Annotated in this window: 12 protein-coding genes; 5 read left to right on the forward strand and 7 right to left on the reverse strand. The window is 65.0% G+C overall.

Features of this window, described 5'->3' with window-relative positions:
• Positions 1 to 49: 49 nt before the first annotated feature.
• Positions 50 to 664, forward strand: coding sequence for an SCO family protein (locus tag RN01_RS19560; protein WP_017511741.1), 615 nt, complete (start codon positions 50 to 52; stop codon positions 662 to 664).
• 53 nt (positions 665 to 717) lie between these two features.
• Here the strand turns inward: RN01_RS19560 and rpoH are convergent, their stop codons facing one another.
• Positions 718 to 1653: an RNA polymerase sigma factor RpoH gene (gene rpoH, locus RN01_RS19565; protein WP_008642691.1), complete on the reverse strand. Its 936-nt coding sequence runs from the start codon at positions 1651 to 1653 to the stop codon at positions 718 to 720.
• A gap of 331 nt (positions 1654 to 1984) precedes the next feature.
• Between rpoH and RN01_RS19570 the strand changes: the two genes are divergently transcribed.
• On the forward strand, positions 1985 to 2860 hold the full coding sequence (locus RN01_RS19570; RefSeq protein WP_017511740.1) for a pirin family protein: 876 nt from the start codon (positions 1985 to 1987) through the stop codon (positions 2858 to 2860).
• A 40-nt stretch (positions 2861 to 2900) separates the two neighbouring features.
• On the opposite strand, the gene ybiB is transcribed toward RN01_RS19570, so the two are convergent.
• From ybiB to RN01_RS19595, 5 genes are all read right to left on the reverse strand, one after another.
• Positions 2901 to 3890 (reverse strand): DNA-binding protein YbiB, encoded by a 990-nt coding sequence (ybiB, locus tag RN01_RS19575; protein ID WP_024569519.1) that lies wholly within the window; start codon positions 3888 to 3890, stop codon positions 2901 to 2903.
• A 109-nt stretch (positions 3891 to 3999) separates the two neighbouring features.
• Positions 4000 to 4803, reverse strand: a complete 804-nt coding sequence (locus tag RN01_RS19580; RefSeq protein WP_017516012.1) for an ABC transporter ATP-binding protein — start codon at positions 4801 to 4803, stop codon at positions 4000 to 4002.
• 16 nt (positions 4804 to 4819) lie between these two features.
• Positions 4820 to 5689, reverse strand: coding sequence for a nitrate ABC transporter permease (gene ntrB / locus RN01_RS19585; RefSeq protein ID WP_051385285.1), 870 nt, complete (start codon positions 5687 to 5689; stop codon positions 4820 to 4822).
• 110 nt (positions 5690 to 5799) lie between these two features.
• Positions 5800 to 7104 carry a CmpA/NrtA family ABC transporter substrate-binding protein gene (locus tag RN01_RS19590; protein WP_017514458.1) on the reverse strand — a complete coding sequence of 435 codons (1305 nt, stop codon included), beginning with the start codon at positions 7102 to 7104 and terminating at the stop codon, positions 5800 to 5802.
• A gap of 377 nt (positions 7105 to 7481) precedes the next feature.
• Positions 7482 to 8117 (reverse strand): ANTAR domain-containing response regulator, encoded by a 636-nt coding sequence (locus RN01_RS19595; protein WP_024569516.1) that lies wholly within the window; start codon positions 8115 to 8117, stop codon positions 7482 to 7484.
• Between the two features lie 174 nt (positions 8118 to 8291).
• Between RN01_RS19595 and RN01_RS19600 the strand changes: the two genes are divergently transcribed.
• Both RN01_RS19600 and maiA read left to right on the forward strand, forming a co-directional pair.
• The gene (locus tag RN01_RS19600; protein WP_017514460.1) at positions 8292 to 8993 is read left to right on the forward strand and encodes a fumarylacetoacetate hydrolase family protein; all 702 of its coding nucleotides are present in this window, start codon (positions 8292 to 8294) and stop codon (positions 8991 to 8993) included.
• A gap of 4 nt (positions 8994 to 8997) precedes the next feature.
• A complete protein-coding gene (gene maiA / locus RN01_RS19605) occupies positions 8998 to 9645 on the forward strand; it encodes a maleylacetoacetate isomerase (RefSeq protein ID WP_011515169.1) in 648 nt (215 codons plus the stop codon).
• A gap of 71 nt (positions 9646 to 9716) precedes the next feature.
• Here the strand turns inward: maiA and ftsY are convergent, their stop codons facing one another.
• Entirely contained in the window at positions 9717 to 10979 is a 1263-nt protein-coding gene (gene ftsY, locus RN01_RS19610) for a signal recognition particle-docking protein FtsY (RefSeq protein WP_024569515.1), read from the reverse strand.
• A 60-nt stretch (positions 10980 to 11039) separates the two neighbouring features.
• Between ftsY and RN01_RS19615 the strand changes: the two genes are divergently transcribed.
• On the forward strand, positions 11040 to 12554 hold the full coding sequence (locus RN01_RS19615; protein ID WP_024569514.1) for a pitrilysin family protein: 1515 nt from the start codon (positions 11040 to 11042) through the stop codon (positions 12552 to 12554).
• Positions 12555 to 12561: the final 7 nt, after the last annotated feature.

Genomic DNA, 12561 nt, shown 5'->3' on the forward strand with positions numbered 1-12561 from the left:
GCCGGCCCAATCGGCGATACTTTCGGGCAACTCCTCCCAATTCTTGCGCATGTCGACCTCTTCCCAAGGCCTCTGGGCCGCATTCCGCCGCTTTTGCCTGCTCGCGCTCTGCACGGCCCTGCTGGCCGCCTGCGGGCAGCCAAAGCCGTCTTTCCGCAACGTCGATATCTCGGGCGCCACCGAATTCGGCAAGGACTTCGCGCTGCTGGACCCCACCGGCAAGACCCGCACGCTGGCCGATTTCAAGGGCAAGGTGGTGCTGATGTTCTTCGGCTACACCCATTGCCCGGACGTGTGCCCGACCACGATGGTGGAGCTCAAGCAGGTGATGGAGCAGATGGGGCCGGATGCGGACAAGGTGCAGGTGTTGTTCGTCACCGTCGATCCGGAACGCGATACGGCGGCGCTGATGGCCCAGTATGTGCCGGCCTTCGACTCGCGCTTCCTGGGCCTGCGCCCGGCCGACGAGGCCGCGCTCAAGAAGGTGACCAAGGACTTCAAGGTCTACTACGCCAAGGTGCCGGGTTCGTCGCCGGACAACTACACGATGGACCACTCGGCCGGCAGCTACGTGTTTGACCAGAACGGCCAGTTGCGGCTGTTCATCCGCCACGGCCAGGGGCCGGAGCCGATCGCGCATGACCTCAAGCAGTTGATGTCGTAAATAAGAAAAGGCCGGTCGAATGACCGGCCTTTCTCATTGCGGGGTGCGTGGCCTCAGGCGAATGCCGCCAGCGCGCCCTTCATCTTCTTCATTGCCGCCGATTCGATCTGGCGAATCCGCTCGGCGGATACACCGAACTCGTCGGCCAGTTCGTGCAGCGTGGCGCCGCCCGAGCCATCGTCGTTGACGTCGAGCCAGCGCGCCTCGATGATGCGGCGGCTGCGCGGGTCCAGCTTCGTCAGCGCCTCTTCCAGGCCTTCGACCTGCAGACGGTCGTGGCGCTTGGCTTCCAGCACCTGCGTCGGCTCGTTGTGGTTATCCGCAAGGTAGGCGATCGGCGCGAATTCTTCCTCGCCATCCTCGATCTGGCCTTCCAGCGCCATATCGCCGCCCGACATGCGGGTTTCCATCTCCATCACTTCCTCGGGCTTGACGTTGAGCTCGCGCGCAACGGCTTCGATCTGCTCGGGCGTGAAGGTATGCGAGCCCTGCTTGTGGCTGCGCAGGTTGAAGAACAGCTTGCGCTGGGCCTTGGTGGTGGCCACCTTGACCATGCGCCAGTTCTTCAACACGTATTCGTGGATCTCGGCCTTGATCCAGTGCATCGCGTACGACACAAGGCGCACGCCCTGTTCGGGGTCGAAGCGCTTGACGGCCTTCATCAGCCCGATGTTGCCTTCCTGGATCAGGTCGGCGTGAGGCAAGCCGTATCCCAGGTACTGCCGGGCAATGGAGACCACCAGACGCAGGTGCGACATCACCATGCGGCGGGCGGCATCGACTGAGTCGTTGTCGCGCAGGTCGCGAGCCAGGCTGAGCTCTTCCTCGGGGGTGAGCATCGGGATGCGGTGGACAGCCTGAATGTAGCTGTCCAGATTGCCCAGTGTGCCGGGGAAGGTCAGTGCGAAGGCATTCGCGGCGGCATTCTGGGGCGCCGTGGGCAGACGGCGGGTAACTTGGGTTTGATCGGCAGACAGGACTGCGTTCACTATGACTCCTTTCGCATCCGGCGGTGGGTTGCCGGTGTGTCCCGAAGGGACACCGCATTGCAACGCATATTAGCACTCGAACCGGACGAGTGCTAAGTTAGAAGGTCTATAGGGTTGATAGTTCCAGGCAATCGGAAAAATCTTATGGATAGCCTGATGTCGCCTTATAGTGGCCCAGCCCAAGCCTGACAAGGCCTGGCGGGCAGCGCTCTCGGCGCACTGTTATTAGAGGGGGCAGCCCCGATTCGGTTTCGCAGCGATTTCGGGATGGTGTATTGCAGGATTCGCTACACTGAAGTCGTTTTTCAGACGCATCCCCCAGGAGCCCCACATGTCTGCTATCGAACACTTGCTGAAGCCTCATGTGCGAGACATCGGCGAGTTCACCGTCCGCCGATTGCTGCCCGCCGCTACGACGCAAACGGTCGGGCCATTCATCTTCTTTGATCACATGGGGCCGGTGGAGATGGAGCCCGGCGCGGGCATGGATGTGCGTCCGCATCCTCATATTGGACTGGCGACAGTCACGTATCTGTTCGAAGGCGAGATCATGCATCGCGACAGCCTGGGCAGCGAGCAGGTGATTCGACCTGGCGACGTGAACTGGATGACTGCCGGGCGTGGCATCACGCACTCGGAGCGCTCGCCGGACGGCGCGCGCTCGGCCGGACCGCACCTGCACGGCATCCAGACCTGGGTAGCCTTGCCTAAGGCGCATGAGAATGATCCGCCTTCGTTCCACCACCATCCGGGCGCTACGCTGCCCAAGATCGAACTGCCCGGCGTGCGGATGACCGTTATCGCGGGCGATGCCTTCGGCGCCGAGTCGCCGGTCAAGGTCTACAGCCGCACGCTCTATGTGGCGATCGAGATGGATGCTGGCGCAAGCCTTGTGATCCCCGCCGAACACGTCCAGCGTGGCATTTATCCGGTCGACGGCAACCTGGAGGTCGATGGCGAGACGCTGCCGGCCGAGCATCTGGTGGTGCTGGTACCTGGCGAGCCCGTGACGATCAAGGCGACGATGCCCTCGCGCGTGATGCTGCTTGGTGGCGATCCCACGGACGGACGGCGTTTCATCTACTGGAATTTCGTGGCGAGCAGCAAGGAAGCGATCGAAGAGGCCGCCCAGCGCTGGCAGGACGACCAGTTTCCGCACGTCCCGGGCGAGACGGAGCGCATTCCGCTGCCGCCGCGCCGGCCCTGATCGCGCTGGCGGGCCCTCCTGCATCCTGTAGCGGGAGGTGTTACAGCGGGCTGGCCCAGGTCACCCGCGTGGCCTGCGTCAGGCACTCCTTGATCGCCGCCACCTGGGTGGCAACGGGCGCGGGCACCGGTTCCGCGCCATCCAGCACCTTGCGAATCCACGCGGCCGTCTCGGCGATGTCCGTGCCCTGCGGCAGTTCGGGCACATCTGCGACCGAACCGCCGACCGGATCGACCATCGTGCGCTGATGGCCGTCGTGCAGCCAGTCGATACGGCTGCTGCGGCGCGCGTCGGCCACGACTTCCCCCTCGGTACCCCGGGCCAGCATCACGTTGGCGGGTTCGTGCGAGAAATACTCGGTCAGCGTTTCCCGATACTCGGGGTGGGTGTAGCTGTAGAGCCGCAATGCCTCGGCAGGGGAGTGTCCGCCCACCGGTTGCAGCATCTTGACGACCGTATGCGCCGAATTGCGCAGGCCGATGATCGCGCGTTTGTCGAGCAGTTGCGACAGCGCGGGCGACAGCACGTCGATCGGCAGCGCGGCCAGCGGATTCGATGCCGCGCCAAGCTGCGCCTCCGCGGACTGCGCGGTGGCGCATAGCGGCAGGCCCAGTGCCTCGAACAGCGCCATGCTGGTGACGCGGCCCGGAAACTCGCGAATGCCGTGGACCAGCGTCGGCACGCCATCGCGCGCCAGCAGCATCGCCAGCAGCGGCACCAGGTTCGGTTGCTTGCGTGCGCCGTTGTAGCTCGGAATCACCACCACGGGTTTGTCGGCCGGTGCGGCCAGTGGCGCGCAGTGATCGTGCGCGGCATCCAGCATGCCGGCCAATTCGTGCGGTGCTTCGCCCTTGATGCGATAGGCCAGCAACACGGCGCCAAGCTCTAGATCGGACACACGACCGGCGAGCATGGCATCGAACAGCGCCTGGGCGTCTTCACGCGGCAGCGCGCGCGCGCCATTGACGCCTCGTCCGATTTCCTTGATGTACTTGGCCGCCGGGAATGGCGCGCGGGATGCAGAGGTCATGATGCTGCGGGGATCGTGGGGTTGGGGTTCATGATAGCGGAGGCTCGCCGCTTATCCCAATGCCGTGAGTCAATCATGATCCCCGCGCCGGGCACGCGCCGGGCACGCGTCAGGCGGCTTCCTCCAGCGCCGGATTGCGCTGCTTGCGATACAGGAAGTCGAGCACGGCAGTGCGGCACGCGTGGAATGTCTTGTCGTCGGCCAGCGTCACGCGGTCACGCGGGCGCGGGATATCGACACGCAGGATCTCGCCGATGGTCGCCGCGGGCCCGTTGGTCATCATGACGATGCGATCCGCCAGCAGCACGGCCTCGTCCACGTCGTGCGTGACCATGACCACGGTGCTCCTGGTGCGCGCAACGATCTTCAGCAACGCGTCCTGCAGATGGGCACGCGTCAGCGCGTCGAGCGCGCCGAATGGCTCGTCCATCAGCAGCACCTTCGGCTGCATCGCCAGCGCCCGGGCGATGCCCACTCGCTGCTTCATGCCCCCCGAGATCTCGTGCGGATATTTGCTTTCCGCGTGGGTCAGGCCCACCAGGGCCAGCGTGTCGTGCGTGCGCGCCTTGAGTTGCGCCGGCGTCTCGCTTCGGCCGAACACACGCTCTACGCCCAGATGGACGTTCTCGAAGCACGTCATCCAGGGCAGCAGCGAGTGGTTCTGGAACACCACGGCCCGCTCCGGGCCGGGGCCGGCGATCTCGCGTCCCGCGCAGATCAGAGCGCCGGCCGTCGGCGCGGTCAGTCCTGCGATCAGGTTCAGCAGCGTTGACTTGCCGCAGCCCGAATGCCCGATCAGTGTCACGAACTCGCCTTCCGCGATCGACAGGTCGATATCGCGCAGCGCCACGAACGGCCCCTTGCGCGTCTTGAAGGTCTGCCCGACGTTTTCGATGCTGACGAACTTTTCCATGATGGTCGTCTCCGGATCAGGTGTTGCCGTAGCTGAAGCGGCGGGCGAGGGCCAGCAGCAGGTGCTCGAGCACCAGGCCCACCACGCCGATGATGAAGATCGCGATCACGATGTGCTCGACCTTGAGGTTGTTCCACTCGTCCCAGAGCCAGAAGCCGATGCCGGTGCCGCCCGTGAGCATTTCCGCGGCGACGATCACGAGCCACGCCGTGCCGATCGACAGCCGCACGCCGGTCAGCATGTACGGCAGCACGGCCGGAAACAGCACGTGCCGGAAGATCTTCCACTCCGACAGGTCGAGCACGCGTGCCACGTTCAGGTAGTCCTGCGGCACGCGGGTCACGCCCACAGCAGTATTGATGACCATGGGCCAGATCGAGCAGATGAAGATTGCCCAGATCGCGGCGGGGTTGGCGGCCTTGAACAGCAGCAGGCCAATCGGCAGCCAGGCCAGCGGGGACACCGGACGCAGCAGGCTGATGACGGGCGACGCCATCGCGTTCAGGAACGCGAAGCGCCCCAGCAGGAAGCCGGCCGGAATGCCCACGACCGCGGCCAGGCCAAAGCCCGCCGCCACGCGCGCCAGTGACGCCAGCACGTTCCAGCCGATGCCCTGGTCGTTCGGCCCGTTGCGATAAAACGGATCGGCGAATAGCGGCACTGCGGCGTTCCAGGTGGCGCCAGGTGTCGGGATCGACGGGATCAGCGTGGCGATGCCGTGCCACACCAGCACGAACAACGCGAAGCCGATCAGTGGCGGCACGCACTTGAGTACGAACGCGGCAAACGCGTCGCGGCGCGCGGCGCGTTGCTCCAGTGCGGCGATCTCCTGCGCGCGGCGGCGCGACTGTTCCTTGGCGTCCGGATCGACGGCCTCCGGATTCATGGGCGTGGCGCCTTCCGGCGATGACTGGGCGAGAGCATTCACGGCAAGCTCCTGTTCGTGTGGATGGGGCTGGATGGGGCAGGACCGACCGGGCCGGTCCGTGCGGCGCGTCAGGCCTTGATCTTGAATCCGTCGGCGTAGGCCTTCGGGTCCTTCGTCGCATCCCACGTCACGCCGTCGATCAGCCTGGCGGTGCGGAAGTCGCTCTTCGGTAACGGCACCTGCGCGGCGGCAGCGGCCTGCTTGTAGACGTCGATCCGATTTACCTGCTTGGCCACGGCCAGATAGTCCGGATGCTCTTTCAGCAGCCCCCAGCGCTTGTGCTGGGTCAGGAACCACATGCCGTCAGAAAGGAACGGATAGTTCGCCAGGCCGTCCTGGTAGAACTTCATCGAATCGGGGTCGTCCCAGGTCTTGCCCAGGCCGTTGGTGTAGCGGCCCAGCATCCGGTCCAGGATGATGTCCATATCCGTGTTCACGTAGGACTTGGCGGCGATCGTCTCGGCGGTTTTGCGGCGGTTGGATGCGGAAGCGTCGATGAACTTCGATGCATCCAGCACGGCGGCCACCATCGCGCGCGCCGTGTTCGGGTACTTCTGCACGAACTCGGCCGTGGTGCCCAGCGTCTTCTCCGGGTGGTCCTTCCAGATCGCCTGGGTGGTCTCGGCGGTGAAGCCGATCTTGTCGGCGATCGCGCGCGCGCCCCAAGGCTCACCGACGCAAAAGCCATCCATGTTGCCCACGCGCATGTTGGCCACCATCTGCGGCGGCGGCACTGTGATGGCCTTGGCATCGCGCATCGGATCGATGCCGTTGGCGGCCAGCCAGTAGTAGAGCCACATCGCATGGGTGCCGGTCGGGAAGGTCTGCGCGAACACGTAATCGCGCTTTTCCCTGGACATCAGCGCCTTCAGGCTTGCGCCATCCTTGACGCCTTTTTCCGCCAGTTTCGAGGACAGCGTGATGGCCTGGCCGTTGTGGTTCAGGTTCATTAGCACGGCCATGTCTTTCTTCGGCCCGCCGATGCCGAGCTGCACGCCGTAGATCAGGCCGTACAGCACGTGCGCGGCGTCCAGCTCGCCATTGACCAGCTTGTCGCGCACGCCAGCCCACGAAGCCTCCTTGCTCGGCGTGATCTTGATGCCGTACTTCTTGTCCAGGCCCAGCGTCGACGCCATCACCACCGATGCGCAATCGGTCAGCGGAATGAAGCCGATCCTGACCTCCGGCTTTTCCGGCGCATCGGAGCCGGCGGCCCACGCACCGCTGCGCACCAGCGGATCGACCAGCGTCATCACGCTGGCGCCGGCGATGGTGGCCAGCGCGCGACGGCGGCCGTGGCAGGCGGGGGCGGCATCCGCGGCAGCGGTGTCGTTGGCGCGCTGGGGCTTGAGGACTTTGAGGCGAGAAGGCATGCGATACGCTCCAGAAAGAGAAAAGGCGTCCCGATCCCCGGCCCGGACACCTGGCCAGGAAGGCCAGTGTCCGGGGCGGGGTTCAGGACGCCGTTGTCCGATGCCTCGCGGTCGACGTTGATCGCGGGCACACATGTTGTGAGGTGCTTCCGGGTGATGCGCGGCCGTCGTTGGCCGTGCCTTGGGTAACGCAAGCGCTATGCCAGCGCTTTTTGGGGTGTCGGAGGGGAAATGGCGGGGCCGGTGGTGCCCGTTTCACTGTCGGGATGCGCTGCCTGGGAATGGCGCCGCGCCAGTCTTGTGCAACGCACCAACGGCGTGCCGCGCACCGCGTCTGTGTGTCGCGTCCATGTGTCGCGCCCGCCAGCGCGGAGGGATCAGGCCATCACATCGATCACGCGCTGTGCGGCATCCACGAGCCGGATACCGCGCTCCATAGCCATCGAGCGCAGCCGCTTGAAGGCTTCGTCCTCGCTGATGCCGCGTGCCTGCATCAGCAGGCCCTTGGCGCGCTCCACCGTCTTGCGCTCGGCCAGCTTGAGCTTGGTGGCGTCGAGTTCGGCGCGTAGCTGCTGGTCCAGCTGGAAGCGGGCGTAGGCCACGTCGAGGACTGTCTTCACCCGTTCCGCACGCAGGCCGTCGACGATGTACGCGGTGATGCCGGCCGACAGGGCGGCCTTGATGCGCTGAGCGTCGTCGTTATCCGTGAACAGCACGATGGGGCGCGGCGCATGCTGGGTGGAGACGCAGACATGTTCGATGGTGTCGCGCGCGGCCGATTCGGAGGCAATGATGACCAGGTCCGGCTGGCTGGCCGTAATGGTGTCCGGCAGGCGCAGGTCCGCGTCGACGGTTTGCACCTCGGTGAAGCCTGCCTGCGCCAGACCGGCGCGGATCGTCTCCACGTTGAGCGGATCGGCCTCATGCGGATCACGAACCAACAGGATGCGCAGGCTCCGGCTCGTGGTGGCTGGCGGTGCTACGGCGGAAGGGGGCGGATGGCGTCGGGTCATGGAGGGCGCTTGGTTGCGGTGCAATATGCAAGATTCGCGCCGGGTCTGCTTCCACTGTATGCCACCGTATTCAAGGTGTATCCTTTGCCCCTGCCGCGGCCCACCCGACTGGGCACGACCGGACACGACACCGGGTGCGGCGTTCCATCAAAAAAGAGAAAGCTGGAGAGTTGGATGACCGAATTCGTCTTCGCGCCGCAAGCCCCCGTCGGTGTTCCCGTGCGTGGTGGCAGCGCAAGTTTCCCCGTGCGCCGGGTCTACTGCGTGGGCCGGAACTATGCCGCCCATGCCCGTGAAATGGGTTCGGACCCCGACCGCGAACCGCCGTTCTTCTTCTGCAAGCCGTCCGACGCGGTCAGCTACGTGGCTGACAAGACCGAAGGCGCCTTCCCGTACCCGCCGGGCACGGGCAATTGCCACTACGAGGTGGAACTGGTTGTCGCCATTGGCAAGGGCGGCCGGGACATCCCGGTCGAGCAGGCCGCCAGCCATGTCTTCGGCTATGCCATCGGCCTCGACATGACGCGCCGCGACCTGCAGAACGAATCGAAGAAAACCGGCCGCCCTTGGGAAACCGGCAAGGCATTCGACAAGTCCGCGCCGATCGGCCCGATCGTGCCGGTCTCGGCCATCGGCCACCCGGAAAAGGGTGCCGTGACGCTCGCCGTCAACGGCGTGGAGAAGCAGCGTGGCGATCTGTCGGACCTGATCTGGTCGGTGCCTGAAATGGTGTCGTATCTGTCGAAGCTGTTCGAACTGCAGCCGGGCGACCTGATCTACAGCGGAACGCCTGAAGGCGTGGGGCCGGTAGTGAAGGGCGACGTCATGCAATGCCACATCGAAGGTGTGGGCGACCTGACCGTCAAGGTGGTGTGAGGCGATGCTCGAACTCCATAGCTACTTCCGCAGCTCGGCGTCGTTCAGGGTGCGTATCGCGCTGAACCTGAAGGGCTTGCCCTATGACTACAAGGGCGTGCATCTGCTGAAGGAAGGCGGCATGCAGCTGAAGCCCGAGTATCGCGCGCTGAATGCCGATGGCGTGGTGCCGACGCTCGTGGTCGATGGCAGGCCGCTGATTCAGTCGATGGCGATCATCGAGTATCTCGACGAAACCCATCCGGAGCCTGCGCTGCTGCCGAAGGATCCGTTCGAGCGTGCCGTCGTGCGCGGCCTGGCTCAGGAAATCGCCTGCGAGATCCATCCGCTCAACAACCTGCGCGTGCTCAAGTACCTCAAGCACGAGCTCAAGGTGTCGGAGGAAGCCAAGGATGCGTGGTACCGCCACTGGATCGAACAGGGGTTTGCCTCGCTCGAAGTCAATCTGTCGCAACTGGGGCGTGTGGGTCGCTTTGCGTTCGGCGATACGCCGACATTGATCGACTGCTGCCTGGTGCCGCAGGTATTCAATGCGCAGCGTTTCAATGTCGATGTGAGCCGCTTCCCGACGATCGCGAAGATCCATGCCACTTGCATGGAGCTGGACGCGTTCCAGAAGGCCGCGCCCGGGGCGCAGCCGGACAGCGAGTAAGCGGTAGCGTTGCCAGAAACAAAAACCCCGGTGTCCTCACCGGGGTTTTTGTTTTTGCGTGCCAGCCGGACTCAGCCCAGCAGCGCCTCGGCGAACTCGTCCGCCTTGAACGGCTGCAGGTCCTCGACCTTCTCGCCCACGCCGATAAAGTACACCGGTACCGGACGCTGGCGCGCGATCGCGGCCAGGATGCCGCCCTTGGCCGTGCCGTCGAGCTTGGTCACGATCAGGCCGGTCAGGCCGAGCGCGTCATCGAACGCGCGCGTCTGGGCCAGTGCGTTCTGACCGGTATTGGCGTCGATCACGAGCAGCACTTCATGCGGTGCGGTCGGCATCGACTTGCCGATCACGCGCTTGACCTTCTTGAGTTCCTCCATCAGGTGAAGCTGCGTGGGCAGGCGGCCAGCGGTATCTGCCATCACGATGTCGATCTTGCGCGCGCGCGCCGCGTTGACGGCATCGAAGATCACGGCGGCTGGGTCGCCGCTTTCCTGGGCCACCACGGTCACGTTGTTGCGCTCGCCCCAGATCGTGAGTTGTTCGCGCGCGGCGGCGCGGAACGTGTCGCCGGCGGCCAGCAGCACGGACTGGTGATAGGACTGGAAATGCTTGCAAAGCTTACCGATGCTGGTGGTCTTGCCCGCGCCGTTGACGCCGGCAATCATCATCACCAGCGGCTGCTCGCGGCCCAGTTCCATCGTCTTCTCGAGCGGCTTGAGCAGTTGCGTCAGCAGATCCTTGAGCGCGGCCTTCACGCCTTCGGCCGTTTCGATACGATCATTCTTGATGCGGCGGCGCAGTTCGCCCAGCAGGTACTCGGTGGCCTCCACGCCGGCATCGGCCATCAGCAGCGCCGTTTCCAGTTCCTCGAACAGCGCCTCGTCGACCTTGACGCCGACGAACAGCACGCCGATGTTGCGGCTGGTCTTCGACAGGCCGGCACGCAGTCGCGACATCCAGCCGCGCTTGGCTTCGGCGGTTTGCGCGGGCGGCGGGGTCAGCTCCAGTTCCTCGATGACCGGCGGCGTGTAGCTGGCCGGAGGCGGAGCCGACGCCACGGGCGGCACGACCGGTGGCGCCACGGGTGGCGCCACATGGACGGGCGCCGGGGCGGGCGTTGGAGCTGGCGCAGGTGTTGAAGCCGGGGTCGAAACCGGGGTTGCAACGGGTACCGCTACAGGGGGGGCGACAGGGGTTACCGCAGGTGCCGCAGCCGGGGTGGGGGCGGGAAGCGGGGCCGGCGCAGGAGCAGGCGCCGGTGTGGGGGCGGCCGCGGGCGGCTCGACCGATTCGGGAGCCGGTTCGGCCTTGCGCTTCTTCCAGAAACTAAACATTGGGAAAGGGGTCAATACCCCGGTAGAATCAATCGGCAAAATTCTAGCAGACGGGGTCGCATGAACCATTGCGCTGACGTGTCCGGAGCGGGTGTCGCGAAATTTCCGCGGCGCATTCTTTCTTCTCTCATTCTTGCTTCCCTGATCGGCCCCCTGGCCGGCACTGCGTGGTCCCAGACCCCAGGCGAAGCGCCCAGTGCCGCCACGTCAGCCTCGCCACGACAGGGGCCACCACCAACACAGCCCACGGCGACAGTCGGCCAGGCCCAGGCCGGCACGACCGAATTCCGCCTGTCCAATGGCTTGCGCGTGATCGTCAAGGAAGACCATCGGGCGCCCACGGTGGCCCATATGATCTTCTACCGCGTGGGCGGATTCGACGAGGTCAGCGGCACCACTGGCGTAGCCCACATGCTCGAACACATGATGTTCAAGGGCACACCGAAGGTACCGGTGGGTGAGTTCTCGCGCCAGATCGCCCTGCTGGGCGGCCGCGAGAACGCCCTGACCAACCGAGACTTCACGCTCTACTACCAGCAGATCTCCAAGCAATACCTGCCGAAGATGATGGAGCTCGAGGCCGACCGCATGGCCAACCTCATCTTCAAGAAGGAAGAGTTCGAGCGAGAGATGAAGGTGGTGATGGAGGAGCGTCGCCTGCGCACCGATGACTCCCCCCGCGGCACCGTCTACGAGCAGTTGCTGGCCACGGTCTACACGGCGATGCCGTACCGGCACCCGGTCATCGGCTGGATGGACGACCTCGTCAACATGCGGGTCGAGGACGTGCACGACTGGTACAAGACCTGGTACGTGCCCAACAACGCCATGGTGATCGTCACCGGCGACGTCAATCCGGCTGAGGTGCGCGCGCTGGCCGAACGCTACTACGGCAAGCTGAAACCGCATCCGCTGCCGCTGCGCAAGACGCAGATCGAGGCGCCGCAGAAGGGCATCAAGCGCATCTGGGTCAAGGCGCCCGCCGAGAACCCCTACATGGTGATGGCCTACAAGGTGCCGCGCCTGCGCGACGTGGAAAAGGATGTCGATCCGTACGCGCTGGAAGTCCTGTCCGCCGTGCTGAACGGCTACGACAATGCGCGTCTGACACGTGAACTCGTGCGCGAGCGGCGACTGGCCGATGACGTGAACGTCGGCTACGACAGCATCAACCGCGCGGACTCTCTGTTCGTGCTGGACGGCACGCCCGCCAACGGCCACACCACGGAAGAGATCGAGGCCGCGCTGCGCGAGGAGATCCAGCGCATTGCCAAGAACGGCGTGTCCGAGGAAGAGCTCAAGCGCGTCAAGGCCCAGGTCGTGGCAGGCCAGATCTACAAGCGCGACTCGGTGTTCGGCCAGGGCATGGAAATCGGCGTGTCGGAAATCTCTGAAATCTCCTGGCGCCAGATCGACCGCATGCTCGACAAGATCAAGGAAGTCACGCCGGCCCAGGTGCAGGCCGTCGCCGCCAAGTATTTCAGCGACGACAACCTGACCGTGGCCACGCTTCTGCCGCAGCCGATCGACCCCAACAAGCCCAAGACCCCGGTCCCCGAAGGCCTGCGTCACTAGGAGCAAC

This window comes from Cupriavidus sp. SHE (assembly GCF_000812445.1).
GTDB classification, from domain to species: Bacteria; Pseudomonadota; Gammaproteobacteria; order Burkholderiales; family Burkholderiaceae; genus Cupriavidus; species Cupriavidus metallidurans.